General features: G+C 69.9%; 21 protein-coding genes. 14 read left to right on the top strand and 7 right to left on the bottom strand.

Features of this window, described 5'->3' with window-relative positions; translation table 11 throughout:
• Nucleotides 1-50: 50 nt before the first annotated feature.
• Nucleotides 51-722 carry a TetR/AcrR family transcriptional regulator gene (locus OYT95_RS04710; RefSeq protein WP_005259707.1) on the bottom strand — a complete coding sequence of 224 codons (672 nt, stop codon included), beginning with the start codon at nt 720-722 and terminating at the stop codon, nt 51-53.
• 224 nt (nt 723-946) lie between these two features.
• On the opposite strand from OYT95_RS04710, the gene OYT95_RS04705 reads away from it, so the two are divergent.
• The 3 genes from OYT95_RS04705 (at nt 947) to OYT95_RS04695 (ending at nt 4349) form a co-directional block, all read left to right on the top strand.
• Nucleotides 947-2083 (top strand): DUF3152 domain-containing protein, encoded by a 1137-nt coding sequence (locus OYT95_RS04705; RefSeq protein WP_268790888.1) that lies wholly within the window; start codon nt 947-949, stop codon nt 2081-2083.
• 134 nt (nt 2084-2217) lie between these two features.
• Nucleotides 2218-3402, top strand: coding sequence for an adenylyltransferase/sulfurtransferase MoeZ (gene moeZ / locus OYT95_RS04700; protein ID WP_037245180.1), 1185 nt, complete (start codon nt 2218-2220; stop codon nt 3400-3402).
• Nucleotides 3403-3494: 92 nt separating this feature from the next.
• Nucleotides 3495-4349, top strand: a complete 855-nt coding sequence (locus OYT95_RS04695) for a TIGR02569 family protein (RefSeq protein ID WP_005562508.1) — start codon at nt 3495-3497, stop codon at nt 4347-4349.
• Here OYT95_RS04695 and OYT95_RS04690 read toward each other — a convergent pair.
• Complete coding sequence (locus OYT95_RS04690; protein ID WP_037245184.1) at nt 4346-5011, bottom strand: FadR/GntR family transcriptional regulator; 666 nt, start codon at nt 5009-5011, stop codon at nt 4346-4348. The two genes, OYT95_RS04695 and OYT95_RS04690, sit on opposite strands and share 4 nt — an antisense overlap.
• Before the next feature lie 11 nt (nt 5012-5022).
• Between OYT95_RS04690 and OYT95_RS04685 the strand changes: the two genes are divergently transcribed.
• The 6 genes from OYT95_RS04685 (at nt 5023) to OYT95_RS04660 (ending at nt 12718) form a co-directional block, all read left to right on the top strand.
• Nucleotides 5023-6273: a CynX/NimT family MFS transporter gene (locus tag OYT95_RS04685; RefSeq protein ID WP_268790887.1), complete on the top strand. Its 1251-nt coding sequence runs from the start codon at nt 5023-5025 to the stop codon at nt 6271-6273.
• A gap of 131 nt (nt 6274-6404) precedes the next feature.
• A complete protein-coding gene (locus OYT95_RS04680; protein ID WP_268790886.1) occupies nt 6405-7817 on the top strand; it encodes an MFS transporter in 1413 nt (470 codons plus the stop codon).
• A gap of 52 nt (nt 7818-7869) precedes the next feature.
• Entirely contained in the window at nt 7870-10380 is a 2511-nt protein-coding gene (nirB, locus tag OYT95_RS04675; protein ID WP_268790885.1) for a nitrite reductase large subunit NirB, read from the top strand.
• Nucleotides 10381-10461: 81 nt separating this feature from the next.
• The gene (nirD, locus tag OYT95_RS04670; protein WP_005574158.1) at nt 10462-10863 is read left to right on the top strand and encodes a nitrite reductase small subunit NirD; all 402 of its coding nucleotides are present in this window, start codon (nt 10462-10464) and stop codon (nt 10861-10863) included.
• Entirely contained in the window at nt 10860-12017 is a 1158-nt protein-coding gene (locus tag OYT95_RS04665) for a uroporphyrinogen-III synthase (protein WP_268790884.1), read from the top strand. Before nirD ends, OYT95_RS04665 begins: the two co-directional genes overlap by 4 nt.
• The gene (locus OYT95_RS04660; protein WP_037245196.1) at nt 12014-12718 is read left to right on the top strand and encodes a sirohydrochlorin chelatase; all 705 of its coding nucleotides are present in this window, start codon (nt 12014-12016) and stop codon (nt 12716-12718) included. The genes OYT95_RS04665 and OYT95_RS04660 overlap by 4 nt, the downstream gene beginning before the upstream one ends.
• A 4-nt stretch (nt 12719-12722) precedes the next feature.
• On the opposite strand, the gene OYT95_RS04655 is transcribed toward OYT95_RS04660, so the two are convergent.
• Both OYT95_RS04655 and OYT95_RS04650 read right to left on the bottom strand, forming a co-directional pair.
• A complete protein-coding gene (locus OYT95_RS04655; protein ID WP_268790883.1) occupies nt 12723-14471 on the bottom strand; it encodes an NTP transferase domain-containing protein in 1749 nt (582 codons plus the stop codon).
• A 22-nt stretch (nt 14472-14493) separates the two neighbouring features.
• Nucleotides 14494-14619, bottom strand: coding sequence for a hypothetical protein (locus OYT95_RS04650; RefSeq protein WP_255221814.1), 126 nt, complete (start codon nt 14617-14619; stop codon nt 14494-14496).
• A 61-nt stretch (nt 14620-14680) separates the two neighbouring features.
• On the opposite strand from OYT95_RS04650, the gene yczR reads away from it, so the two are divergent.
• Nucleotides 14681-16126: a MocR-like transcription factor YczR gene (gene yczR / locus OYT95_RS04645; RefSeq protein WP_268790882.1), complete on the top strand. Its 1446-nt coding sequence runs from the start codon at nt 14681-14683 to the stop codon at nt 16124-16126.
• 120 nt (nt 16127-16246) lie between these two features.
• The gene (locus OYT95_RS04640) at nt 16247-17512 is read left to right on the top strand and encodes a lipase family protein (RefSeq protein WP_268790881.1); all 1266 of its coding nucleotides are present in this window, start codon (nt 16247-16249) and stop codon (nt 17510-17512) included.
• Nucleotides 17513-17525: 13 nt separating this feature from the next.
• On the opposite strand, the gene OYT95_RS04635 is transcribed toward OYT95_RS04640, so the two are convergent.
• Both OYT95_RS04635 and OYT95_RS04630 read right to left on the bottom strand, forming a co-directional pair.
• Entirely contained in the window at nt 17526-17834 is a 309-nt protein-coding gene (locus OYT95_RS04635; protein WP_037245209.1) for an MGMT family protein, read from the bottom strand.
• Between the two features lie 10 nt (nt 17835-17844).
• Nucleotides 17845-18630 carry an alpha/beta fold hydrolase gene (locus OYT95_RS04630; protein WP_268790880.1) on the bottom strand — a complete coding sequence of 262 codons (786 nt, stop codon included), beginning with the start codon at nt 18628-18630 and terminating at the stop codon, nt 17845-17847.
• 56 nt (nt 18631-18686) lie between these two features.
• Between OYT95_RS04630 and OYT95_RS04625 the strand changes: the two genes are divergently transcribed.
• Together OYT95_RS04625 and OYT95_RS04620 are read left to right on the top strand one after the other, a co-directional pair.
• Nucleotides 18687-21983, top strand: a complete 3297-nt coding sequence (locus tag OYT95_RS04625; RefSeq protein WP_268790879.1) for an ATP-dependent helicase — start codon at nt 18687-18689, stop codon at nt 21981-21983.
• A complete protein-coding gene (locus tag OYT95_RS04620) occupies nt 21980-25327 on the top strand; it encodes an ATP-dependent helicase (RefSeq protein WP_268790878.1) in 3348 nt (1115 codons plus the stop codon). Before OYT95_RS04625 ends, OYT95_RS04620 begins: the two co-directional genes overlap by 4 nt.
• On the opposite strand, the gene OYT95_RS04615 is transcribed toward OYT95_RS04620, so the two are convergent.
• A complete protein-coding gene (locus OYT95_RS04615) occupies nt 25293-25691 on the bottom strand; it encodes a DoxX family protein (protein ID WP_268790877.1) in 399 nt (132 codons plus the stop codon). The two genes, OYT95_RS04620 and OYT95_RS04615, sit on opposite strands and share 35 nt — an antisense overlap.
• 121 nt (nt 25692-25812) lie before the next feature.
• Here OYT95_RS04615 and OYT95_RS04610 point away from each other — a divergent pair, with 121 nt between their 5' ends.
• Nucleotides 25813-26880 (top strand): potassium channel family protein, encoded by a 1068-nt coding sequence (locus OYT95_RS04610; RefSeq protein WP_037245219.1) that lies wholly within the window; start codon nt 25813-25815, stop codon nt 26878-26880.
• Nucleotides 26881-26885 lie beyond the last annotated feature (5 nt).

The following is a 26885-nucleotide window of genomic DNA, read 5'->3' as shown; positions in this document are numbered from 1 at the left end:
GAAAGGGCCCGCAGTCGACTCGACTGCGGGCCCTTTCTCATGCGTCGTGGCTAGCGCTGTTCGGGATGCAGCGGCACGCGGGACAGACCGCCCCACGCGAGCGTGACCGTCGTGTCGACCGCTTCTTCCTTCGGGATCGGGCGCGCCGCCTCGAGCCAGTACCGCGCGGTGAACTGGCTCGCGCCGACGAGGCCGACAGCGAGGATGCGGGCGCGGTACGGGTCGAGACCGGAGTCGTGGCTGACGAGGTCGAACACGGCGTCCACGCACGCCTCGGTGGCCTGCTCGACGCGGCTCTGCACCTGCGGTTCACCCATGAGGTCCGACTCGAACACGAGCCGGAAGCCCTGCGAGTCGTTGTCGACGAAGTCGAAGAACGCCTGCACCGCGGCGCGGACACGCTGCTTGTTGTCCGTGGTCGAGCGCAGCGCCTGCCGGACGCCGGAGATCAGGCTGTCGACATAGCTCTGCAGCACGGCCACGTACAGCTCGAGCTTTCCGGGGAAGTGCTGATAGAGGACGGGCTTGCTCACACCGGCGCACTCGGCGATCTCGTCCATACCGGCAGCGTGGTATCCGCGTGTGACGAAGACCTCGCTGGCTGCGGCGAGTAGCTGCAGTCGCCGGGCGTCGCGGGGGAGTCGCGTGCTGCGACGGGCCCCGGTGCCCTTTCCGGGGGTGGCATCGCGATCGGAGTTCGTCCGATCCGCGAGTTCAGTCATAGCGCTTCCAATCTGCACAAGTATTCCGCGTCACATTCTGTGTAACTGTGTGAACGATACCCGCGCGTAGTGAACCGTTCATGGTGGACTCGCTGGACTCGCCCGGTCAAGGATATTGCCTGACCGGTAACTAGGGCCCTGCGGGGGTGGGGGGCACCTGGTGATCCGGGTAGCCGCGGCGTTGCGGATCGCATCTGCGTGACACGCCGAATGACCTGCGGACGGTGCGCTGGGACGGGGCGGTGCCGGACTGTGAGATTCTGGGCTGCGTGACTGACCGAGGAGGACCGCGTGTTCGCGGCCGGGCTCCCCAGAGCTCCGAGGACGGGGAGCGACGATCGCGCAGCATCGACCAGCGTGAAGTCCGTCCCCGCGCTTCGCAGTCGGCACCGCAGGCGCAGTCGCATCAACCACTCCGCGCGCAATGGGACCCGACCAGCCGCGACGTCGGCAGGCCCAGGAACCCGCGCCCCGAGCGGCAGGCGAGGAAGCAGAGCCGCATCGGTCGGTTCGTCTCCACCTACGGGTGGCGCGCCTACGCCATCCCGATCCTCCTGGTGGTCACCGTTCTCGTCGTGGTCGACGCGGTCCGGGACACCGGCGGCAACGAGACGACGGCCGAGACCGACACCCCCGGATTCGGTACCCTGTCCCGCGACACCGACGGTTCGAGCGTCATCGGGATCCCCCCGGAAGCCGACGGAAACTTCGCCGCCGAACTTCCCTCGGGCGCGTTGCCCGAGGGCGGTCCGTTCACGGCGGTGGGCGCAGGCACGTGGCACGTGGTTCCCGGAAGCGGGACCAAGGTCGGGCAGGGCACCGAACGGGAATTCACGTACAGCGTCGAGATCGAGGACGGGGTCGACACGTCCGGATTCGGCGGCGACGAGTCGTTCGGCCGGATGGTCGACCAGACCCTGTCGAATCCGAAGAGCTGGACGAAGGACCCGCGGTTCGCGTTCCGCCGCGTCGACCAGGGCGACCCCGACTTCCGGGTGTCTCTGACGTCGCAGATGACCATCCGTGAGGCGTGCGGCTACGACATTCAGCTGGAGGTGTCGTGCTACAACCCCGGCATCGATCGCGTCGTCCTCAACGAGCCACGCTGGGTGCGGGGTGCCATCGCGTTCCAGGGGGACATCGGGTCGTACCGGCAATACCAGATCAACCACGAGATCGGGCATGCCATCGGCTACCAGGACCACCAGCCGTGCGAGACCGAAGGCGGCCTCGCGCCGGTGATGATGCAGCAGACGTTCGGGACGGCCAACAACGACATCGCGCAGCTCGACCCCGAGGGTGTCGTCCCGATGAACGGTCTGACCTGCCATTTCAATCCGTGGCCGTTCCCGAGGGCGTGAGCCGGGGCCGCCCCGCGCGACTGCCGGCGGCAGGGGAAGAATGGACCCCGTCGGGGCGTTGAACTCAATGCTGTCCGACGCATCGGAAGCTGTCGCGCAATCGTCAGGAGTGGACCGTGTCGCTTGACCGTTCTGTGAAGACCACCGAGGCGCTGCCGCCGCTGGTGGAACCGGACGCCGAACTTTCCCGTGACGAGGTGGCGCGGTACAGCAGGCACCTGATCATCCCGGACGTCGGCATGGCGGGGCAGAAGCGCCTGAAGAACGCGAAGGTCCTCGTCATCGGTGCGGGCGGCCTCGGCTCGCCCGCCCTGCTGTACCTGGCTGCGGCGGGTGTCGGGACGCTCGGCATCGTCGAGTTCGACGAGGTCGACATGTCGAACCTGCAGCGACAGGTGATCCACGGCCGGTCCGACGTGGGCCGTCCGAAGGCCGAGAGTGCGCGCGACTCGATCCGTGAGATCAACGACAACGTCGACGTCCGGTTGCACGAGTTCCGGCTCGAGCCCGACAACGCCGTCGAATTGTTCGAGCAGTACGACCTGATCCTCGACGGCACCGACAACTTCGCCACCCGGTACCTCGTCAACGACGCGGCCGTCCTGGCGCACAAGCCGTACGTGTGGGGCTCGATCTACCGATTCGAGGGCCAGGCGTCCGTGTTCTGGGAAGATGCGCCGAATGGTCGGGGACTCAACTACCGCGACCTGTACCCGGAGGCGCCCCCGCCGGGCATGGTGCCGTCGTGCGCCGAGGGCGGCGTGCTGGGTGTGCTGTGCGCGTCGATCGGGTCGATCATGGCCACCGAGGCCGTCAAGCTGATCACCGGCATCGGGGAATCGCTGCTCGGCCGGCTGATGGTCTACGACGCGCTCGACATGACCTACCGCACCATCACGTTGCGCCGCGACCCCGCGCGGACCCCGATCACCGAACTGATCGACTACGACGCGTTCTGCGGTGTGGTGTCCGACGAGGGGCAGGCGGCGGCGGCCGGTTCTACCATCACGGCCACGGAGCTGCGCGACCTCCTCGACTCCGGCAAGGAGATCGAACTGATCGACGTGCGCGAGCCGGTCGAGTGGGACATCGTCCACCTGCCCGGTGCCGTGCTGATCCCGAAGGACCGCATCCTGTCGGGCGAGGCGCTGTCGGAGCTTCCGCAGAACAAGCCGATCGTGCTGCACTGCAAGACCGGCGTCCGGTCGGCGGAGGCGCTGGCCGCGCTGAAGAAGGCCGGCTTCTCGGACGCCACACATCTGCAGGGCGGCGTGATCGCGTGGGCGAAACAGGTGGACACCAGCCTGCCCGTCTACTGACCTTCGTCTGACCTTCGTCGTGGCGTGATTGCGATCTCCGGGCCAGCGCGCCTTGCAGTGTCACCGGCCCACCCGGCGGTAGCGTTGAGTCCGTGAGCACAGGCCAACCCCCTCAGCACGTGTGCTCCACGTTCGGCCTCCGGGAAGTCGAGCCCATCCCACTCGGTGCGGACTGGGACGGCGGGTGGCTCTGTGGAGACGTAGTCCTGTCAGCCGTCGCCGACCACGCGCGCGCCGCATGGTCCGCCAAGGTCCGCGAGACGCTCGAGGTGGACGGGGTGCGGCTCGCGCGCCCCGTGCGGTCCACCGACGGCAGGTACGTGGTCTCCGGGTGGCGCGCCGACACGTTCATCGAGGGCACACCCGAGCCGCGGCACGACGAGGTCGTGTCGATGTCGGGCCGGCTGCACGCCGCCACCTCGCAGCTCGACCGTCCCCGGTTCCTCGTGCAGCCCCCGGTCGCGCCGTGGGCGGAGGTCGACGTGTTCGTGGCGGCAGATCGGGCCGCCTGGGAGAAGATCCCGCTGCGCAGCGCGAAGGGTGCGGAACAGCTCGAGACGCCGTCCCCCGACGGCCGCAAGAGCCTGGAACTGATCACCGGGCTCGCGACGCTGCGCAAGCCCGTCACGAGCCCCGACCAGCTGGTCCACGGAGATCTGTTCGGCACCGTCCTGTTCGCCGGTGCGCTCGCGCCGGGGATCACCGACATCACGCCGTACTGGCGTCCCGCGTCGTGGGCGGCGGCGGTGGCCGTGGTGGACGCCATCTCCTGGGGCGGGGCCGACGAGGCCCTCATCGGGCGCTGGGAAGATCTCCCCGAGTGGCCGCAGATGCTTCTGCGTGCGGTGCTGTTCAGGCTCGCCGTCCACGTGCTGCACCCCCGGTCGACCGCGGAGGCGTTTCCCGGGCTCGCCCGCACGGCCGACGTGGTGCGCCTCCTGCTCTAGGTGAGCAGCTCCGCGAACAGGTCGCGCGCGGCCGTGGTCGCGGCGGCCTCGTCCCCGTCGACCACCGCCTGGATCAGACGCCCGTGCTCGTCGTGGAACCCGGCACCGGTCGCGTGCACGTGCCGGTCGACGGTCTGGGCGATCGAGGGCAGCAGCGAGTCGTAGAACTCCAGATACACGGCGTTGTGACTCGCTTCGACGATCGCGCGGTGCAGGGCGACGTCCGCCGCGACGGCGGACTCCGTGTCGGATTCGGCCCAGCACCGGGAACGCTCGTCGAGGAGACCCTTCAAGCGTGCGACGTCGTCCGGGGTGCGGCGCCGGGCGGCGAGGGCTGCGGCGGTGACGTCGAGTGCCTGCCGCAGTTCCGTGACATCGCGCTCGTGCGCGCCGGCGAAGTACTTGCCCAGTGTGCCCCCGACGTCGGAGATGGCGACGACGTACGTGCCGGATCCCTGCCGCCGTTCGAGCAGCCCGGTGTGGACGAGCGCCTGCACCGCCTCGCGGACGGTGTTGCGTCCCGTCCCGGTGAGTTCGGACAGCGCGGTCTCGGTGGGGATCTTCTCGCCCACCGCCCACCGACCACTGCAGATCTCGTCGCGCAGCTGCTCGGTGACCTGTGAGATCAGACTCGAGCGGCGCACGGGTTTTCCAAAGGTCATCCTGTCATCCTATGATTTATCTCGTGACTCTTCTACGCGGCCGCCTCCTCGTCTTCTGTGCGATCGCCATGTCTGCTCTCGTCCTGAGGCTGGCGGTCACCTCGTTCACCCCGCTTGCCTCGCAGATCCGGGAGGACATCGGATTCTCGCCGACGGTCGTCGGGGTGTTCGGAATGGTGCCGACGGCGATGTTCGCGCTGTTCGGACTGGGGACGCCGCTCATCGCCAAGCGGTGGGGCCTGGAACGGACCGCCCTCGTCGCGATGCTGATGGCCGCGGTCGGCATGCTCACGAGAGCCCTGATGAGCGACACCTGGTCGTTGCTGGCACTGTCGGCGCTGGCGCTGGCAGGCATGGGAATCGGCAACGTGGTGATTCCGCCGCTCGTCAAGCGTTACTTCTCCGACCGGCTGGCCGTGATGAGCGCGGTCTACATCGTCGGCGTGCAGATCGGCACCATCGCGCCCGCCTTCGTGGCCGTCCCGCTCGCCGAGGCATTCGGCTGGCGGGTCTCGATCGGCGTGTGGGCGCTCCTCGGCTTCGCCGCGGCGGTCCCGTGGATCCTCCTCCTCACCCGCGAACGACGTCGCGCCGTGGTCGTGACGGCGCAACCGCCCGCGGACGTTTCGGCCGACCGTCCCCACGGGAAGGCCTGGCGATCGCCCGTCGGCTGGGGCATGGCCGGCATGTTCGGGATGACGTCGATGATCACGTACTCGATGTTCACCTGGATCCCCGACATCCTGTCCGACGCCGGCGCGAGCGAGGCGTTCGGTGGTGCCATGGTGGGACTGTTCTCGTTCATGGGCCTCGTCGCGGCGTTCGGCGCCCCCACGCTGTGCGCGCGCATGCGCAACCCGTTCCCGGTCGTGATCGGGTGCGCGGTCTGCTACCTCGTGTCCTTCAGCGGCCTCCTGCTGGCCCCCATGAGCGCGCCCATCCTGTGGATCGTGCTGCTCGGGCTCGGGCCCAGCACGTTCCCGATGTCGCTGACGCTGATCAACCTCCGCACGCGCAGCCACATCGGCTCGGCGACGCTGTCCGGTTTCACCCAGGGCGTGGGCTACGCCGTCGCGTGCCTCGGTCCACTACTGTTCGGGGTGTTCCACGATGCCTCCGGCGGGTGGACCCTGTCGTTCGGATTCTTGACGTTCGGTGTGGTGATCCTCCTCTTCGCTGCGTTCCAGGCGTGCAAGCCGCGCATGCTCGAGGACAGCTGGCACGTCGATTCGGAGCCGCAGGACGCTCTTCGACACGCCTAGGAAACATGCAGGAAACCTCACATCGGCCCGGCTGAAAAGTGAGGATCAGTTGACGTCGCGGTCACCGACCGCAGCACCGCCGCAACACCGGTTTTCTACCTTTGGGTCTCCCACACAACGAGGAGGCCCGGGTGAAGAAGCACTACATCGAGCACTGGGACGCGGAAGACGTCGACGCCTGGGAGGCGGGCGGCAAGGACATCGCCAAGCGGAACCTGATCTGGTCGGTAGTCGCTGAGCACGTCGGCTTCTCCGTCTGGTCGATCTGGTCCGTCATGGTGCTGTTCATGCCGACCGACATCTACGGCATCGACGCGGCGGGCAAGTTCTTCCTGGTCGCTGTCCCGACCCTCGTCGGCTCGATTCTGCGAATCCCGTACACGGTGGCGACGGCCCGATTCGGCGGCCGGAACTGGACCGTCTTCAGCGCCCTGGTCCTGCTCGTGCCGACGCTGTTCACCCTGTACCTGATGATGAACCCCGGCGCGTCGTACACGACGTTCATCCTCGTGGCCGCCCTCGCCGGCGTCGGCGGCGGCAACTTCGCCTCGTCGATGACCAACATCAACGCGTTCTACCCGCAGCGGCTCAAGGGCTGGGCGCTCGGTCTCAACGCCGGCGGCGGCAACATCGGTGTCCCGATGATCCAGGTGATCGGCCTGCTCGTGATCGCCACCCTGGGTAACACGGAGCCCTGGATCGTCTGTGCCGTCTACCTGGTCTTCATCGCCGTTGCCGCGGTCGGCGCCGCCCTGTTCATGGACAACCTCGGCAACCAGAAGTCCGATCTCCGGTCGATGGCCAAGGCGCTGAAGTTCTCCGACTCGTGGGTCATCAGCTTCCTCTACATCGGCACGTTCGGATCGTTCATCGGCTTCAGCTTCGCGTTCGGCCAGGTCCTGCAGATCAACTTCCTCGCCGGTGGCGCCACCCCCGCGGAGGCTGCGCTGCACGCCGCGCAGATCGCCTTCATCGGACCGCTGCTCGGCTCCATCGCGCGCCCGATGGGCGGCAAGCTCGCCGACCGCATCGGCGGCGGCAAGATCACGCTGTACACGTTCGTCGCCATGGCGCTCGCCGCCGCAGTGCTGGTGACCGCGGGCACCGTCGACGACGGCACGCCCGGCGCGGCAACGGCCGGAGTGCTGGTGGCATTCGTGTTCGGCTTCATCACCCTCATCCTGCTGGCGGGCATCGGCAACGGCTCGGTCTACAAGATGATTCCGTCGATCTTCGAGGCCAAGGCGCAGGGACTCGAGGGCCTGAGCCGGGATGCGAAGGCGGCGTGGTCGCGGGCGATGTCCGGCGCCCTCATCGGGTTCGCGGGCGCCATCGGTGGCCTCGGCGGGGTCGGCATCAACCTGGTGCTGCGCGCGTCCTACGGCGGTACCGCGAAGTCGGCGACCATGGCGTTCTGGGTGTTCCTCGCCTTCTACATCGCCTGCATCTTCGTCACCTGGTTCGTCTTCCTGCGCCGCCCGTCCGTCACTCGTGGGCTCACCGTCTCCGACGGCGACGACGAAAAGGTGTCGGTTTCGGCGTGACCTCACGCAGTACCGCATGAACTCGAGCAATTCAGCTAGAAGGAGCGACGGCATGAGCCGCAAGTCAGCAGTGGTCATCGGACACGGAATGGTCGGACATCGATTCGTCGAGGCGTTGCGTGCGCGCGACGAGGCGGACGACTGGTCGGTGACGGTGCTCTGCGAGGAGCCCCTCCCCGCGTACGACCGGGTGGGACTGTCCTCCTACGTGGGGGCGTGGGACCCCAAGGAGCTTGCGCTCGCGGGTAACGACTACCCGGACGACGCTCTCGTCGACCTCCGGATCGGCCGCCGGGCCGCGACCATCGATCGGGAGTCCCGCAAGGTCACCACCGATTCGGGCGAGGTCGTCGCGTACGACGCTCTCGTGATGGCCACCGGTTCGTACCCGTTCGTGCCGCCGATTCCCGGGCACGACCGTCCGGAGTGCTTCGTCTACCGCACGCTCGACGACCTCGACGGCATCCGGAAGCGTGCCGACGCGGCCGGTCCCGGCGCCGTCGGTGTCGTCGTCGGTGGTGGTCTGCTCGGACTCGAGGCCGCGAACGCGCTCAAGTTGATGGGCATGACACCGCACGTCGTCGAGTTCGCGCCCCGGCTGATGCCGCTGCAGGTGGACGAGGGCGGTGGAGCGCTGCTCGCCAACCTGGTCACCGACCTGGGTCTCACCGTCCACACGGGTGTCGGCACCGCCGGCATCACCGAGGGTCCGGACGGGATCAGCGTCGAATTGTCCGACGGTTCGGTGATCGAGGCCGCGCTGCTGGTGTTCTCCGCGGGTGTGCGGCCGCAGGACCAGCTGGCCCGCGACGCCGGACTCGAGGTCGGCGAGCGGGGCGGGATCATCACGGACCTCGGCTGCCGCACGTCGGACGAGAACATCTACGCGGTCGGCGAGTGCGCCGCGGTGGAGGGACGGTGCTACGGCCTCGTCGCTCCCGGCTACACCACCGCGGAGATCGTAGCGGACCGGCTGCTCGGCGGGGCGGCGGAGTTCCCGGGCGCCGACCTGTCCACCAAGCTCAAGCTGATGGGCGTGGACGTCGCCAGTTTCGGCGACGCGCACGCTCAGACCCCCGGCGCACTGGAGGTAGTTCTCAGCGACGCCGCCAAGGGCACCTACGCCAAGCTGGTCGTGTCCGACGACGCGAAGACGCTGCTCGGCGGCATCCTCGTCGGCGACGCCTCCGCGTACGCGTCGCTTCGCCCGCTCGTCGGCCGCGAACTGCCGGGCGATCCGGCCTCGCTCATCTCGCCGGCGGGGGAGAAGCCCGGCGCCGGGTCCCTTCCCGACGACGCCGAGGTCTGCTCGTGCAACGGCGTCACCAAGGGGTCGATCTGCGGTGCCATCGCCGACGGCGCCTGCGACATCGCGCAGGTCAAGAGCTGCACCAACGCCGGAACGACGTGCGGCGGCTGCCTGCCGACCATCAAGCAGCTCCTCGCGTCGTCCGGCGTGGTGATGTCGAAGGCGCTGTGCGAGCACTTCGAGCAGTCCCGCGCCGAACTGTTCGAGATCGTGCAGGCCACGGACACGCGCACGTTCTCCGCGCTGATCTCGAAGTACGGAAAGGGTTCGGGCTGCGACATCTGCAAGCCCGTCGTCGCGTCGATCCTGGCGTCCACCGACTCGGACCACATCCTGCACCGCAACCAGGCGGGTCTGCAGGACACGAACGACCACTTCCTGGCCAACATCCAGAAGAACGGCACCTACTCGGTGGTGCCGCGGATGCCCGGTGGCGAATGCACGCCCGAACAGCTCATCGTCATCGGCGAGGTGGCCCGCGACTTCGGCCTCTACACGAAGGTCACCGGCGGTCAGCGCATCGACCTGTTCGGCGCCCGTGTCGAGCAGTTGCCCGCGATCTGGAAGCGTCTCGTCGACGCGGGCATGGAGTCCGGTCAGGCCTACGGCAAGTCGCTGCGCACCGTGAAGAGCTGCGTCGGATCCACCTGGTGCCGGTACGGCGTGCAGGACTCCGTCGGGATGGCGGTCGACCTGGAGAACCGGTACCGCGGCCTGCGGTCCCCGCACAAGATCAAGTTCGGTGTTTCCGGCTGCGCCCGCGAATGCGCCGAGGCGCGCGGCAAGGACGTCGGCGTCATCGCCACCGAAAACGGCTGGAACCTGTACGTCGGCGGCAACGGCGGCCAGTCTCCGAAGCACGCCCAGTTGCTCGCCGGTGGGCTCGACGACGAAACCCTCGTCCGCTACATCGACCGGTACCTCATGTTCTACATCCGCACCGCGGACCGTCTCCAGCGCACCGCGCCGTGGGTCGACTCCCTCGAAGGTGGGCTCGACCACCTCAAGGCCGTGGTGTGCGAGGACAGCCTGGGCATCGCCGCCGATCTCGAGGCGGCCATGGCCAAGCACGTTCTGGGATACAAGGACGAGTGGGCGGGCGTGCTCGAGGACCCGGAGAAGCTGTCGCGGTTCGTGTCGTTCGTCAACGCGCCCGAGGAGGCCGATCCGACCGTCTCGTTCGACGACACGGGCGTCCGGAAGGTCCCGGTGTTGATGGGAATGCCGAAATTCGCAGCTTCTACATCGGAGTAATCCCCGCTTAACGCTGCGGAAACACCGACCCCGAACGATGTATCCAAGCACGGATACACACCAGCCCGAAGGAGGACTGTGATGACCGTCGTCGACATGAACGTGCACAGTGCCAGTGGAACCAGGCGTGAAAGCGTCCAGTCAGGCCGTCTCGAATGGACGTCCGCGTGCCCGCTCAGCCAGCTGATTCCCGGTCTCGGGGTGGCGGTGCTGCTGCGGGGCGGGGAGCAGGTGGCACTGTTCCTGCTCGAGGACGGATCGCTGCGCGCCGTGGGCAACATCGACCCGTTCGGGCGCGCGGCCGTGATGTCCCGCGGCCTCGTTGGTGACCGGGCCGGCGAGCCTACCGTGGCGTCGCCGCTGCTCAAGCAGGTGTTCTCGCTGGTCGACGGACGCTGCCTCGACGACGAGTCGGTGCGGCTGCCCGTGTACGACGTGCGGGTGTGGGCCGGCGTCGTCCAGGTTCACAGCACGAACGCGTGAACGACGACACGCCGCTGTGCGGGTTCACGATCGGAATCACGGCGTCCCGGCGTGCGGAAGAGTTCGCCACGCTGCTGACGCGGCGCGGCGCCACCGTCGTGCACGCCCCGGCCATCCGCATCATCCCGCTGGCCGACGACACGGAACTCGAGCGCGTCACACGCCAGATCATCGACAACCCGCCGGAGATCGTCGTCGCGACGACGGGGATCGGCTTCCGCGGCTGGATTGAGGCCGCGGACGGCTGGGGCGAAGCGGAGGAGCTGGGCCGCGCACTGGCCTCGAGCCGCCTCCTGGCCCGCGGACCCAAGGCGAAGGGCGCGATCCGGGCCGCAGACCTGCGGGAAGAGTGGTCACCCGCCTCGGAGTCGTCGGCGGAGGTGCTCGATCACCTGCTCGGTGAGGGCGTCGAAGGCAAGCGCATCGCGGTCCAGCTGCACGGTGCCACCACGGAATGGGAGCCGGTCGCGGACTTCTGCGAGGTGCTCCGCTGCGCGGGCGCCGACGTGATCGCCGTCCCCGTCTACCGGTGGACGCCGCTCGAGGACCAGGCCCCGATGGACCGGATGATCGAACTGATCGCCTCCGGCGGACTCGACGCGGTCAGCTTCACCAGCGCACCGGCGGTGGCCTCGCTGCTGACCCGCGCCAAGGAGACCGGAATGATCGAGATGGTGCTGCACTCGTTCCGGCACCGAGTGCTCGCGGCCTGCGTGGGACCGGTGACCGCGGGACCGCTGCGCGAACTCGAGGTGCCGACGACGATGCCGGCGCGCTCGCGGCTGGGCGCACTCGCCCGGCACATCGCCGACGAGCTGCCGAGGCGGGCGAACAAGATCCAGACCGCCGGACACGAGCTGAGCATCCGCGGCGGATGCGTCGTCGTCGACGGCGAGGTGCGGCAGCTCCCCCCCGCCGCCATGTCGCTGATGCGCACACTCGGCGCCCGTCCCGGCCGGGTCGTGCCGCGGGACGAACTGCTCGCGGCGCTGCCCGGTGGCGGCGGCGACACCCACGCCGTGGAGACGGCCGTGGCGAGGCTGCGCGCATCCCTGGGCGCACCGAAAGCCGTCCAGACGGTGGTCAAGCGGGGATATCGCCTCGCGCTCGACCCCGTCGACTGCGTCGATTCACGTGAGGAGGGACAGCAGTGAACGAGACAGCACTGGTACTGGTGGCACACGGAACGCGGAGTCCCCGGGGCGTGGAGATGATCGCCGCGCTCGCCGACGCCGTCGCCGAGCAGGTCGGACCGACCCGGGTGTCCTTCGTGGACGTTCTCGGGCCGTCGCCCGCCGAGGTGCTCCGCGACATCACCGGGCCCGCTGTCGTGGTCCCGGCGTTCCTCGCGTCGGGCTACCACGTCCACACCGATGTTCCGCGGGAAGTCGCAGACAGCGGTCACCCGTCGGTGGCCGTGACCCGGGCGCTGGGACCGGACCCCGTTCTCGCGGAGGTCCTGCTGCGGCGGCTGGTCGACGCGGGCTGGCGGCCCGGCGACGCGGTCGTGCTCGCCGCGGCCGGCTCGTCCGACCCGCGGGCCCTGCGCGACGTCCGGCGCGCCGCGGCGCTGCTGTCGGAACTCGTGGCGTCGCGCGTCCGGATCGGCTACGTGGCGACAGCGCAGCCGCGCGTCCCCGACGTGGTGGCCGGGCTGCGGGCGGACGGCGAGAAGCGCGTGTTCGTCGCGTCGTATCTCTTGGCCCACGGACTGTTCCACGCGCGTCTCGCCGATGCCGGTGCGGACGGAGTGGCCGAGCCGCTCGGTGTCGATCCGGCCATCGTCGGCCTTGTGGCGGAGCGCTACCGCAGTGGAATTCCGGCCGCGCTGCGCACACTGTCGTTCCAGCGCTGAACCGTCAGCGCGGTAGCGGGACCAGCTCGGCGAGATCGCCGTCGGCCGCACCCGCCGGGACCAGCGCGAGCGCTTCGCGGTCGATCAGGCCCGCGAGATGCGCGGTCCGGATTCCGGGGGCGACGTGCCACGTGCCGTCCGGTTGCGGGACGGCGGGCAGGATCCGGGTGGCGTCGCCACTGACCTCGGACGCATTCGCGATACGTCCCAGCTGACGCGGCGCCGGGGTGCGACCGGTGAGTGCCGCCGCGATGGACGGAACCGTGGTCAGGAGCGTCACGACCGCGGCGTACGGGTTTCCGGGCAGCCCCAGCACCACCCGACCGTCGGGTAGCAGGGCGGTCACCTGCGAACCGCCCGGGCGGCACCGCACCCGCCCCACCACGATCCGGGCCTCCGCCCGGTCGAGCGCGGCACGCAACTGGTCGGCCGCGCCGCCACCGGTCGCCCCGACGATCACGATCAGATCGGGCTGGCGGACTTCCCGGAACAGTTCGTCGAAGCTGTCGGACGTGTCCCGCAGGTGGGTGTCGGCGACCGTCCGGATGCCGCACCACGAGAGGAACTGGGGGAGAACGGGTCCCAGGGCGTCCCGCGTCTGCCCGTGTCGCAGCGGACCGTCCCGCCGGATCTCGTCACCCGTCACCACCACGTGTGCGCGGACGGGGCCGCGAACCCCCGCGGTGGTCACCTCCGCGCTCGCGGCGGCGGAGACGAGTGCGGGCGTGACGGCCGTGCCCTCCACTGCGAGCCGGTACCCCTCGTGCCAGTCCTCCCCGCGCCGCCGCGCGTCGTCGCGCACGGGGGCGTCCTCCTTGCGGGACAGTCGCGGTCCCTCGGAAATGTCTGTCACCACGGCGAATTCGTCCCGCACGATGGCGGTGGCACCGCTGGGGAGGTGCGCGCCCGTCGCGATCCGGGCCGCTTCGCCCTCCGCCAGCTCGAGTTCCTCGGAGCTCCCCGCGTACCGGATGTCGTCGCGCAGCACCCACGGACCGTCGCCTGCGACGGCGTATCCGTCCATGGCGGAGACGGCGATGCGAGGCAGAGCTTCGGCGGCGAGTAGCGGCTCGGCGAGGGTGGCGCCGAGCGACGTGCCGAGTGCCGCGGACCGCGGTGGGAGCGGGGGGACGGCGGTCAGGATCGCGTCCCGGGCCTCGTCGATCGTGACCGGCGTCGCCGCGGCCCTGCTCCGGGCTCGCTCGACGTCCTCCGGTGTGTCGCAGTCCGTGACGCCGCGGAAGAGGACCGTGTCGAACGTGTCCGGAACGAGTGCCTTCATGGGCTGGTTGACCGCCGATCCGAGCGAGCGCACACGGTCGGTCAACGCGCCGACGCGCCACGCGGACAACAGGAACTGCAGGCGGCCCGACTCGTCGATCGCGAACACTGTGTCGGCGTCCTGCACGGCGGCGGCGAGGGCCGCCACCATCGTGGGTTCCGCGAACGGCAGGTCCGACGCGAGCAGAATCACCCGGTCGTCCGGTTCGGCGTCGAGCACGGCGAGTCCGGCGGCCACCCCCGCGACCGGCCCGGCGCCCGGCGGCGTCTCCTGCGTCTGGAGCACCGTCGAATCGAGGTCGGCGCGCCGAGGTCCCACGACGACGATGCGCTCACAGTCGTCGACGGCGTCGAGCGCGGTGTCGAGCATCCGGCGTCCGCCGACCACCACGGCCGGCTTGTCGACGCCGCCCATCCGAGTGGCTCGTCCACCGGCGAGGACGATCGCGTGAACGGGTGCGGCAGAGTTCATTCCCTCATGCTGCCGCACACCCTCAGTCGCTGTGCAGGTGGCTGCGCGGAGGTCCGGCGAGCCCGGACCGTCCGCCGTGCGCCGTGCTGACGCAGAGCCAGGCCACCGACGCCAGGCTGAGGGCCAAGAGGATTCCAATTACCAGCATGTATCGATTGTCGGGGCAAAGTGGACCGCGAATTCCAGTCCTCTGTGGGAAAGTGGCCTGTATGAGTGTCGAACCAGTCCGAAGCGTCTCGGCAGCCGAGTTGGCGGTGCTGCTCGGTGCGGCGCCTACCGGCGGGCAACCGCTGTACCGCGGGCTCGCCGACGCCCTCCGCGAGAGGGTGGCGGACGGGTCGATGGCCGTGGGAGTCCGGCTGCCCGCCGAACGGGCCCTCGCGGAGGAGCTGCGGCTCAGCCGGGTGACCGTCAGTGCCGCGTATCGCGAACTGCGCGAGTCCGGTTGGGCGTCGGCGCGGCACGGATCGGGCACGTTCGTGGCGATGCCGTCGGGGCCGCCGGCGTGGGGGAGCATGGTGGGCGCGCCGGTGGACGGTGTCATCGACCTCGTCAACGCCGCGCCTGCGGCCGCCCCCGAGCTCAGGGAGGCGTATCTCGACGCAGTCGACGAGCTGCCCCGTTTCATGCCCCAGCACGGTTACCACCCCGGCGGACTGACGACGCTCCGGGCGGCGATAGCAGACCATTACACGCGGCGGGGTCGACCCACCACCGCGGACCAGATCCTCGTCACCGGTGGCGCAGGCGATGCCACCGAAGTGGTCTTCGAGGCTCTGGTCGAGGCGGGCGACCGCGTCCTGGTCGAACACCCGACCTACCCCGGCGCGGTCGAGTCCGTGCAGGCGGCCGGCGGCAGACCCGTTCCGGTGCCGAGCGATGCGACCGACCCGGACGCGTTCGTCGCCGACGCGGACCGGGCTGCGCGGCAGAGCGCCCCGACGGTGGCGTACCTGATGCCGGACTTCTCCAACCCGTCAGGGGCCAGGGCGACTCTCGAAGGCAGGCGGCGGCTGGCCGCGACCCTGGCCCGCCACGGCGTGGTGACCGTCGTGGACGAGGTGGCGGCGGAACTCGTGCTGGACGATTCGGACGACCTCGAGCCGTTCGGCGTCCCGGTCCCGGAATCGGCGACCGTGGCGATCGGCAGCCTCAGCAAGACCGTGTGGGGAGGTATCCGCATCGGCTGGGTGCGCGCCGAGGCCGCCCGCACCGCGCAGATGGCCAAGATCATGGCGCGCAGGCAATTGTCGGTCTCGGTGCTGGATCAGCTTGCCGCCGTGCGGTTGTTCGCCTGGCACGACCGCCTGGTCGCGCAGCGCCGCCGCGACCTGCGGGTGCAGCGGAACGCGCTCGCGGCGGCGGTGGACGAGCGGTTGCCCGGGTGGGACTACGTGCTGCCCGCCGGGGGACTGTCCCTGTGGTGCACCCTTCCTGCCGGAACGAGTTCGACGGAACTCGTCGCCTCGGCGCGGTCGAGGGGCTTGCTCCTGGCTCCCGGGCCCCGGTTCGGTACCGGTCATCTGTTCGACGATCACCAGCGGTTGCCCTTCACGCGGCCGGTGTCCGAGCTGACCGCGGCCGTGAATGTCCTTGCCACCCTGGTCGTGTCCGGCGACGCCTCGATGTCCGCGACGCCGACGCTCGTCGTGTGAAGTACCTGTGAATCGAAGTATCGGTCAGAGACCACTTCGGTACCGGGAAAGGGGCTGATCTTTATCGACGCTCTGGCATAGTGATGCCGTCGACCCGCTCGCTGAATTGTGGGGTATGTCATGGGCTCGTTGTTCCGCAGATCCTTCGGCACCGCTGTACTCGGCTCGGTCCTCGCGCTGACGGCCGCCCTCGTGGGCGCAGGCGCCTCCGCGGCACAACCGCCGTTGCTGTTGCCCCCCTTGCTGTCCCCACCCGCTGCCGACGCGATCTTCCCCGTCGCCGACCCGGACCCGTTCTACATCCAACCCGCGGACGTCGCCGACCATGCTCCGGGCGAAGTCCTGAAGATCCGCCAGCTGCCGCCGTCGTATTATTTCCCCGGTAGCGCGATGTGGGAGCTGTTGTTCCGGACCACCGACTCCGAGGGCAGGCCGATCGCGGCGAACACCACATACGTGCTGCCCCCGAACCACGTCCCGGACGGTCCGCTGGTGTCGTACCAGCACATCATCAATTCGCTGGGCAACAAGTGCAAGATCGTCACCGAGCTCTACACCACCGACCCGCTGCACCAGATCCGCGAGGCCGCCGGACTCAACATCGCACTCGCGCGCGGGTGGGCAGTGGCGCTGCCCGACCATCTGGGACCGAGGATGGCGTACGGCGCGGCGAAGCTCGGAGGCCAGATCACCCTCGACGGCATCCGCGCCGTCCAGCAGGTCCCCGAACTCCAGGTGCAGAACAGCAAGGTCGGGCTGGGCGGATACTCCGGCGGCGGCATGGCCACGGCCTGGGCGGCGGCGCTGGCCCCGAGCTACGCCCCCGAACTGAACATCGTCGGCGCCGCCGAAGGCGGAACCCCGATGAACCTGGTGAAGATGGCGGAGGCGCTGGGCACCAACCCGCACCCCGCGTTCGGTCTCGCGATGGCCGCCGCGCTGGGGCTGGAACGCGAATACCCGGACCGCATCGACGTCAGCGGCCAGCTCAACGATCAGGGCCGCTGGATGAAGCAGATGATCGGCAACGGATGCACCAACGAGATCATGCTGTTCGGAATCGGGCGCAGCGCATCACAGATGACCGACAACAAGAACTTCATGGACGACCCGGAAGCGTGGAAGGTGATGGAGGAGAACAGCCTGGAGCTCTATCCCGGCGTGCCCACCACGCCGATCTTCGAATGGCACAGCCCGACCGACGCGCTGATCCCGGTCGATTCGATCGACACCACCCTGCGGCGGTACTGCGACGCGGGCACTCCGGTGCAGACGCTGCTCACTCCGACCCCCGACCACCTGTCGGCGGCGGCGCTGGGACTGCCCCAGGGGCTGGACTGGATGGACGCCCGGTTCCGCGGTGATCCCGCGCCGAGCACCTGCTGAGGCGGCGGGGACGTCAGCCGGCCTGATCGAACCGGTGCCGTGCGGCCGCGAGATCCACGCGGCCGTCCCGGATGGGAACACCCTCGAGTTCGAGTTTCGCGATCTGGCGGTGCGCGAGGTGCGGCGCCGGTCGTCCCGACGCGCCCAGCACCCGGTGCCAGGGGAGGTCGGCGGAGTCGGTACGCATGATCCAGCCGACCGTCCGCGCGCTGGACAGGCCTGCCGCCGAGGCGATGTCGCCGTAGGTGGCAACCCGGCCGGGCGGAATCGCCGCGACCAGCGCGCGGACCGCCTCGACCTGTTCCTCCGTCGTCGCGACCATCACTCGACCATCAGAGGAGCGTGCGGACGAGCTCGGCGACCTCGTCGGGCCGGGCCTGCGGCACCATGTGATCGCAGTCGAGGTCGACGGCGGTGAGGTTGTCGCCCAGATGGTCGGTGAGAGCCTTGCGGAACTCGGGTGTGACGTACGGCGGCTGCACCTTCGACGCCTGCACGAGGACGGTCGGCAGGTGCGCGGGCGGCAGGACGGCCTCGCGTGCGAGCTCGCCCCACGCTGTGACGACCGCCGGGGTGGACAGCCGCCAGTTCACCCGGCCGTTCGCCAGCGGCACCAGGTGTTCGGCGATCTCGTTCTCGAGGACCTCGCGTGCCACCTCACCCCACGAGCCGTGCACCTTCTCGGACCGGGCCTCTGCGACGTCGGTGTAGTCGGGGGAGGAGATGGTGAGATCCGCCACGGACTGCATCAGCTCGGGATCGAGTCCGATCGCGGGATCGAGCAGCACGAGTCCCCGGACGCGGTCGGGGACGGCCCGCGACAGATGCAGTGCCAGGGCGCACCCGAACGAGTGGCCCACCACCAGGACCGGTCCCCGCGCGTGTGCGTCGAGAGTGTCGACGAGACTCGCGACGTGGGCCTCGAGATTCCATGGCGGCGACCACGTGGAGCGGCCGTGCCCGAGCAGGTCGGGGGAGATCCAGCGGGCGTCCGGCAGCTGGTCGGTGGCCAGCGCCTCCCACCGTCTGCCATGACCGGTGAGTCCGTGCAGGGCGAGGATCTCCGTGCCGTCCTCGGCGCCGAACAGGTACGTATTCAGTGCTGACACGTGACCCATGATGCCGGATCGGGTCGCCGCACGAGATGTCGGACCGTTCTGGTGGAATGCCACCCATGACGGAATCGGCGGTGCGCACCAGGACGTCGGTTCCCCGTGCCCGGCTCGTGCACCGCCGGAACCCGGTCCGCGAGGCGCGGGTGTGGGACGACGCCACGCAGCGGGTCCTCACCGCGCCGCCCCTCGGCCTGGGCTGGAATCCCTGGCAGGTGCTCGGCGGCCCCGGAACGGGAAAGACGTCGCTTCTCGTCGACGTCGCGGTGGACCGGATCGCCGGTGGCGAAGACCCGGAGTCGGTGCTCGTCCTGACGCAGTCGAAGCGAGCGGCGGGCCGGGTCCGCGAAGAGGTCACCGGCGCCCTCGTCGGCCATGACGAACACCACGGCCCCCGCGCCACGCGCGAACCGCTCGTGCGCACTGTCCACTCCTACGCCTTCGCGGTGCTGAGACTGCAGGCCGCCGCCCACGGAAATCCGCCGCCGCGCCTCATCACCGGCGCCGAACAGGACGCCGTGCTGCGCGAGATGCTGCACGGCGACATCGCGGACGGCGGTGAGATGTGGCCCGAACGGCTGCGTCCAGCACTGGCACTGGGCGGCTTCGCCGTCGAGCTGCGCGACCTCATGCTGCGCTCGAGCGAGCGGGGCCTCGGCCCCGAAGACCTGATCAAGCTGGGGCAACGTCACGCCCGTCCCGAGTGGGTGGCGGCGGGAATGTTCGCCGCCCGGTACGAGCACGGCATGCTGCTGCGCGGTGCCGTCGGGGTCGAGGCCCCCGAGGCCACGGCGCCTGCGCTCGACGCCGCCGAACTCATCGGCGCGGCCCTCACCGCGTTCGCCACCGACCCGGACCTGCTGCGCACCGAGCGTGCCCGGGTGCGGCACCTGCTCGTCGACGACGCCCAGCACCTCGATCCGCAAGCCGCGGAACTCGTCCGGCTCGTCGGCACCGGTACCCGCACCACGGTCGTCGCCGGCGACCCGGACCAGTCGATCTACGGCTTCCGCGGGGCCGATCCGACGTTCCTCGCCGAGCTGGCCGACAAGGGCGATCCCCGGCAGGTGTTGCTACCGGTCAACTTTCGCAGTTCGACGGAGGTCGCGGCCACGGCGGCCCGGATCACGTCCCGGCTTCCGGGGCATCTGCCGCACCGGATCTGGAGCCCGGCGCAGGACGGCGGACGAACCTCGGTCCGGGTGCTGAGCACGGCGGCGAAGGAGGCCGCGCTCATCGCCGACACCCTGCGTCGCGCCCACCTCCTCGACCGGGTGCCGTGGTCGGAGATGGCGGTGATCGTGCGCTCGGTTCCGCGGGTCCTGGCGCCGCTGCGTCGCGCCCTGCTGGGTGCGGGTGTGCCCGTCACCACCGCGGCATCCGAGTTGCCGCTGGCCCGTCAACACGGGGTGTCGGGACTGATGCTGGTGCTGCGGGCACTGTCGGGGCAGGAATTCACGGGCGAGGACGCACTCGCTCTGCTCGCCGGCCCGGTCGGCGGCGCAGAACCCGTGGCGCTCCGGCGTCTACGCCGGGGCCTGCGGCGCGCCGAGCTGGCGTCCGGCGGCGATCGCGACTCGGCGGAGCTCCTTCGTCTCGTGCTGGTGGGCGAGACCGACAGCACCCGCAGGGTCACCGCCAAATTGACCGATGTCGAAGCGGCATCCCTGAACCGGGTGCTGTCCGTGCTGCGCAAGGCGAAGGTGCCTCTGGACCGCGGGCGCGGCATCGAGGACGTGCTGTGGGCGGCATGGCAGGCCACCGGACTCGAACGCCGCTGGTCGGCGGCCTCCGCTCGCGGGGGGCCGATCGGGGCACAGGCCGACCGCGACCTCGACGCCGTGGTCGCCCTGTTCGACGCCGCGGCGAGTTATGTCGACCGCCTCCCGCGCGCGCAGCTCGCCGGGTTCGTCGACTATCTGACCGGGCAGGCCATTCCCACCACCCGGAACGTCTCCGCGGTCCCGGTCGACGCCGTCTCGGTGCTCAGCGCCCACTCGGCTGCCGGCCGTGAATGGGACGTCGTCGCGGTCGCGGGTGTGCAGGAAGGGCTGTGGCCGAGTCTGCGGGCCCGCGGCACCCTGCTCGGCACCGAGGCGCTGATCGACCTGACGGCGGGAGTGTCCGACGGCAGCGAGACGGCCGCCGACCGGATGTCGCGCACCGCACCGCTCTTGGCCGAGGAACGCAGGCTGTTCCTGGTGGCGTGCAGCCGGGCGAGGCGGAGTCTGCTCGTCACCGCGGTCGACTCCGCCAGCGGCGACGCCGATCTCGTTCACTCCCGTTTCGTCGACGAACTGCTCGCCGGAGACCAGGATGCGGACGTCGAGGAGGCAGTCGTGCAGGCGGAGGATCCGGCGACCCGGGTCCTGGCCCTCCCTGCCCTCGTCGCCGAATTGCGCAGCGTGGTCTGCGATCCGGACGTCGCGGAATCCGATCCCGACCGGCAGGAACGTGCGGCGCGCCAGCTCGCCCGGCTCGCCGACGCCGGCGTGCGCGGCGCACACCCGGACCAGTGGTACGGCACAGCCGAACCGAGCACCGGCGTGGCGTTGTGGAACGAGGAGGACGGACCGGTGTCGCTGTCGCCGTCCACCATCGACCTGCTCAACACGTGCCCGCTGCGGTGGTTGCTCGAACGGCACGGCGGGACGGACGGCGACAACACCCACGCCATCGCCGGAACGCTCGTGCACACGCTGGTGCAGGCGCTCGCCGGGCGGATCCCGCCCGATCAGGTGGAACGCGCGCTCGAGAACGCCTGGGAGTCGATCGATCTGGGATCTCAGTGGTACTCGCGGCGCGAACTCGACCGGACCCGGGACATGCTCGCCACCTTCACTTCCTGGCTGGGTAACACCCGGTCCGAACTCACCGAGGTCGGTGTCGAGGTGGCAGTCGACGGCGTCCTGGAACCGCGGGAAGAGGGTTCCCCGACGATCCGGCTGCGGGGGCGGATCGACCGGCTCGAGCGCGATGCCGAGGGCAGGCCCGTCATCGTCGACGTGAAGACCGCCCGCACGCCGGTCACCAAGGACGACGCCCAGCAGCACGCCCAGCTGGCGGCGTACCAGGTGGCGGCGGCGACCGGTGCGATCGACGGGGAGCCGGCGTCGAAACCCGGTGGGGCGCGGCTGGTCTTCGTCGCCAAACCACACAAGAAGGAAGGCGCGACCCAGCGGGTGCAGGCACCGCTGTCGGACGAGGACCTCGAGACGTGGCTCGCGGTCATCCACGCGGCAGCGGCGGCCACCAAGGGGCCTGAGTTCCTCGCCCGCGTCAACGACGGTTGCCGGCACTGCCCGGTGCGCACGAGTTGCCCCGCGCACGACGAGGGACGGCAGGTGACGTCGGAATGACGATCCGTATCGACCCGGTGGAACTCGCCGTCGGCCTGGGTCAGCACCCACCGACCCCGGAGCAGGCCGCCGTGATCGCGGCACCCCTCGGCCCGACCCTCGTCGTCGCGGGGGCAGGCGCGGGCAAGACCGAGACGATGGCGGCCCGCGTCGTGTGGCTGGTGGCCAACGGTGTCGTCGACCCCGAGGCGGTGCTGGGGCTGACGTTCACCCGCAAGGCGGCGCAGCAGCTGACCGCCCGGATCAGGAAACGCCTTGCCCGGCTGGCGGGTTCGGACCTGCTCCGCAGGGTCGACCCGAGCGGCGACCTGCGATCGCGAATCCTCGCGGGCGAACCGGAAGTCAGCACCTACCACTCCTACGCCGGGCGACTGCTGTCCGAGCACGGGCTGCTGCTGCCCATCGAACCCTCGGCGACGCTCCTGTCGGAGACGGAACTGTGGCAGCTGGCGCACCGGGTGGTCAGCTCGTGGGACGGCGACCTCGACACCGACCGGAATCCGGCGTCCGTCACCGAAGCCGTGCTCGCATTGTCGGGGCAGCTGGCCGAGCACCTCGTCGAACCGGACGATCTGCGGGAGGCGCACACCGAGCTCGACAAGCTCGTCCACACCCTGCCCGCCGGACCGCGGCAGCGCGGCGGCCCCGGCAAGGAACTGCTCGACATCCTCGACACCCAGCACCGGCGGGTGGAGCTCCTACCACTGGTGCAGCGTCTCGCGGACACGCTGCGCCGCGAAGGTGCGCTCGACTTCGGCAGCCAGATGTCGCTGGCGGCACGGGTCGCCGCGGACCACCCCGAGGTCGGAGTCGCCGAGCGCACACGCTTCCGGGTGGTGCTGCTCGACGAGTACCAGGACACGGGACACTCGCAGCGGGTGCTGCTGTCGTCCCTGTTCGGCGGCGGTCTCGACGGCGAACTCGCGCTCACCGCGGTGGGCGACCCCATGCAGTCGATCTACGGCTGGCGTGGTGCCTCGGCGGCCAACCTACCGCGCTTCGCCACGGATTTCCCGCTGACGAACGGAGATCCGGCGCCGACGCTGGAACTGCTCACGAGCTGGCGCAACCCGCCGGAGGCCCTGGCCCTGGCCAACATGGCGTCGGCGTCCCTGCGTGAGCGGGGCGTGTCGGTCAGCACCCTGCGGGCGCGACCACAGGCCGTCCCGGGTGATGTGCGGCTGGCCCTCACCGGTGACGTCGTGCAGGAACGCGCATGGGTGGCCGACCGCATCGCCGAACAGTACGCGAACGCCACGAGCCGGGGCGAGGACCCACCGACCGCCGCGGTGCTGATCCGCCGCAACGCGGACGCCGCACCGATCGCGGAGGTCCTGCGGTCCCGGGGTCTGCCGGTCGAAGTGGTCGGTCTCGGCGGGCTGCTCCACACCCCCGAGGTGGCCGACGTCATCGCGATGCTCCGGGTGGTCGCCGACCCGATGGCGGGCAGTGCCGCCGTGCGGATGCTGACCGGGGCGAGATGGCAGATCGGGGCCGCCGATCTGACGGCGCTGTCGCGGCGAGCCTCCGAACTGGCCATCGGAACCGGCTACGGCACCACCGGCGCCGTCACCGATTCGACCGCTCTGGCCGACGCCGTCGGCGAGGCGCTGCCCGGTGAACACGCGGAGCAGGCCGGGCTGGCAGACGCTCTGGCGGATCCCGGTCCTGCCGAACGCTATTCGCAGGTCGGCTACGCACGGATCACCGCCGTCGCGGCGGAGTTGGCGTCTCTGCGTGAGCGAATCGGGCAGCCACTCACCGAGCTGGTGGCCGAGGTGGAACGGACGCTGGGTATCGGCATCGAAGCGCAGGCGCGGACGCGGCGGTCGGCGCGGGGAAGTGCGGGCCGCGAACATCTCGACGCCTTCGCCGACGTCGTCGCCGGGTACGCGAGCCGCACGTCGGCCACCGTCACCGGACTGCTCGCGTTCCTGTCGGCCGCGGAGTCGGTCGAAAAGGGTTTGGCGCCGGGTGAAGTCGAGGTGGACCCGCATCGCGTGCAGGTGCTGACGGTGCACTCGGCGAAGGGGCTGGAGTGGGAAGTGGTGGCGGTACCGCACCTCACGGCCGGGGTCTTTCCGTCGCGGACGGCGTCCGGGTCCTGGCTCGGTGCCGTCGGTGAACTGCCACCCTCGCTGCGCGGAGATCGTGCGCGGCCGGGGGAGTCGGCCGACGGCGTGCCCGTTCTCGACCTCGAGAACCTGTACGACCGGAAGGACCTCGAGGAGGCCGTGAAGGCGCACAAGGCGGCGCTGGCCGCGCGCAAACTCGACGAGGACCGCCGGCTGTTCTACGTTGCACTCACTCGTACCGAACGGGTGCTGTTCGCTTCGGGTCACCACTGGGCAGAATCTGGAACCGAGCCCAAGGGTCCCTCCGAGTTCCTCACCGAACTGCGCGACACGGTGACCGACGAAGAGCACGAGGGAATCGGGATCGTCGACATCTGGGCGCCCGCACCCGAACCCGAGGAGCAGAACCCGCTGACCAGCACCCCCAAGTCGGCTGTGTGGCCGCGGGATCCGCTCGGCCTCCGCCGGGAGTCGGTCGAGCGGGGCGCGGCGTTGGTCGTCGCGGCGCTGAAGGGTGCCGGCGAGCCGGCACCGGCCGGCGAGGACGACGATCCCGAGAACTGGGCCGCCGACGTCGACGCCCTTCTCGCGGAGCGGGAAGCGCGGGCCAATGCGCGCACCGAGGTGGTGTTACCCGGTCAGTTGTCGGTGAGTCAGCTGGTCGAACTCGAAGCCGACCCGGACGCCTTGGCCGCCAGGCTGCGGCGTCCGCTGCCGTACCCGCCGAATCCGCTGGCCCGCCGCGGTACCGCATTCCATGCCTGGGTGGAGCGCCGCTTCGGGGCCACCCGGCTGCTCGACCTCGACGAGCTGCCCGGTGCCGCCGACACGGGTGCGGGCCCCGACACCGACCTCGCGACCTTGCAGGACGCGTTCCTGCGCTCGTCCTGGGCGGACCGCAACCCGACCGAGGTGGAGGTGCCGTTCGAGACGTCGGTGGCGGGGACGGTGCTGCGCGGCCGGATCGACGCGGTGTTCACCGACCCCGACGGCGGGTGGACGGTGATCGACTGGAAGACCGGTGCCGAGCCGAGCGCGGCCAACGAGAAGGCCGTCGTGATGCAGCTGGCCGCGTACCGGCTGGCGTGGGCCGAGCTGATGGACGTTCCGATCGAGCGGGTGCGCGCCGCGTTCCACTACGTGCGGACCGGACGGACGATCGCGCCGGAACACCTGCCCGACGTCGACGCACTCGCCCGTCTCCTCCGTTCCGCCGGTTCTCCCGAGGAGGAGGTCAGGCCTGACGCCGAGCCTTCAGCGACTCGGTGACCAACGGGATCTGCAGCGGAAGACGCAGCAGCGCACCGGCTTTCTGCACGTTCGTCGTCTTGGAGCTCTTCAGCCAGTCCACCGCCATGTTGACGTTGGCAGGGAAGACGGCGAGGAACAGGAGTGCAGCGAGGCCGCCACCGAGCCTGCGGGTTCGCGGCACGGCGAGCGCGGTGCCGATGGCGAGTTCGGCGACCCCCGACACGTACGTGTAGGTGCGGGCCTCGCCCGGAAGTTGGGTGGGGACCGTGGAGTCGAAGAACTTGGGGGCGACGAAGTGCATCGTGCCCGCGCCGAGTAGCAGCGCGGCAAGGCGGAGTGCGGGCTTCTGGCTCGGTCGTGGTGTGTTGCTCTCTCGTTGCATGACGTCAGCTTGCCCGAACGACTCGGTTCGCGACAACGAGGCTCCGACGTGTCACCGATGGGGCAATCGGGGTTAGGCTGCCAGCCGATGTCGGAGTTCAGCGCAACGTGGAGACGAACATATGGCCGGTAGGCTGCGTGAGAGATTGAGCAGGTCGGACACCCTGACCGACCGGCCTGACTTCGCGTTGGTGGGTGTGCTCCGGATTCCGGAACTGCAGACCAGTCCGGCGCGGGCGATCTACCGCCGCGTGGGTATCGCCCTGGCGGCGTTGGCGTTGGCGGTTCTCATCGTCTACATCGACCGGGCGGGTTACCGCGACGCGCAGGACAACGAATTGTCGCTGCTCGACTGCATCTACTACGCGACGGTGTCGTTGTCGACGACGGGCTACGGCGACATCACCCCGTTCACACCGTCCGCGAGGCTCGTGAACGTTCTCCTGATCACGCCTCTTCGAATCTTCTTCCTCATCGTCCTGGTCGGTACGACTCTCTCCGCGCTCACGCAGAGCTCCCGGCAGGCGTTCAAAATTCAGCGTTGGAGGCAGCACGTGCGCAATCACACCGTGGTGATCGGCTACGGAACCAAGGGACGCACCGCGATCGACGCGATGCTCGGCGACGACGTTCCGCCGTCGGAGATCGTGGTGGTCGACACCGACCACGCGGTGCTCGACTCGGCGGCCAGCAAGGGCCTCGTCACGGTCCACGGGTCCGCCACCAAATCGGACGTGCTGCGGTTGGCGGGCGCGCAGAACGCGTCGGCGATCATCGTAGCCGCCAACCGCGACGACACCGCGGTGCTGGTGACGCTGACGGCGCGCGAGATCGCACCGAAGGCGAAGATCGTCGCGGCGATCCGCGAATCCGAGAACACGCACCTGCTGCGGCAGTCCGGTGCCGATTCGGTCGTGGTGTCCTCCGAGACCGCGGGCCGGCTCCTCGGCATCGCCACGAAGACGCCGAGTGTCGTCGAGATGATGGAGGACCTCCTGACTCCGGAGGCCGGATTCGCGATCGCCGAGCGCCCGGTGGAGCGGGACGAGATCGGCGGCTCCCCGCGTCACCTCGCGGACATCGTGCTCGGTGTGGTGCGGGACGGGCGGTTGATCCGGGTCGGCTCGCCGGAGGTCGATTCGATCGAGGAGAACGACCGACTGCTGTACATCCGTCGGGTCGCCAACTGATCGGC

This window comes from Rhodococcus sp. JS3073 (assembly GCF_026810085.1).
GTDB lineage: Bacteria > Actinomycetota > Actinomycetes > Mycobacteriales > Mycobacteriaceae > Rhodococcus_F > Rhodococcus_F wratislaviensis.
Note: the sequence above shows the minus strand (reverse complement) of the source record. Positions and strands in the feature narration are given on the sequence as shown.

Coding starts and splice junctions, on each gene's coding strand:
- OYT95_RS04685 (WP_268790887.1), top strand. CDS start 5,023: ATGATTTATCTCGTGACTCTTCTACGCGGCCGCCTCCTCGTCTTCTGT.
- OYT95_RS04620 (WP_268790878.1), top strand. CDS start 21,980: ATGACGATCCGTATCGACCCGGTGGAACTCGCCGTCGGCCTGGGTCAG.
- OYT95_RS04710 (WP_005259707.1), bottom strand. CDS start 722: ATGACTGAACTCGCGGATCGGACGAACTCCGATCGCGATGCCACCCCC.
- OYT95_RS04615 (WP_268790877.1), bottom strand. CDS start 25,691: ATGCAACGAGAGAGCAACACACCACGACCGAGCCAGAAGCCCGCACTC.
- nirB (WP_268790885.1), top strand. CDS start 7,870: ATGAGCCGCAAGTCAGCAGTGGTCATCGGACACGGAATGGTCGGACAT.
- OYT95_RS04690 (WP_037245184.1), bottom strand. CDS start 5,011: ATGACCTTTGGAAAACCCGTGCGCCGCTCGAGTCTGATCTCACAGGTC.
- yczR (WP_268790882.1), top strand. CDS start 14,681: ATGAGTGTCGAACCAGTCCGAAGCGTCTCGGCAGCCGAGTTGGCGGTG.
- OYT95_RS04625 (WP_268790879.1), top strand. CDS start 18,687: ATGACGGAATCGGCGGTGCGCACCAGGACGTCGGTTCCCCGTGCCCGG.
- OYT95_RS04655 (WP_268790883.1), bottom strand. CDS start 14,471: ATGAACTCTGCCGCACCCGTTCACGCGATCGTCCTCGCCGGTGGACGA.
- OYT95_RS04640 (WP_268790881.1), top strand. CDS start 16,247: ATGGGCTCGTTGTTCCGCAGATCCTTCGGCACCGCTGTACTCGGCTCG.
- OYT95_RS04610 (WP_037245219.1), top strand. CDS start 25,813: ATGGCCGGTAGGCTGCGTGAGAGATTGAGCAGGTCGGACACCCTGACC.
- OYT95_RS04650 (WP_255221814.1), bottom strand. CDS start 14,619: ATGCTGGTAATTGGAATCCTCTTGGCCCTCAGCCTGGCGTCGGTGGCC.
- OYT95_RS04630 (WP_268790880.1), bottom strand. CDS start 18,630: ATGGGTCACGTGTCAGCACTGAATACGTACCTGTTCGGCGCCGAGGAC.
- nirD (WP_005574158.1), top strand. CDS start 10,462: ATGACCGTCGTCGACATGAACGTGCACAGTGCCAGTGGAACCAGGCGT.
- OYT95_RS04635 (WP_037245209.1), bottom strand. CDS start 17,834: ATGGTCGCGACGACGGAGGAACAGGTCGAGGCGGTCCGCGCGCTGGTC.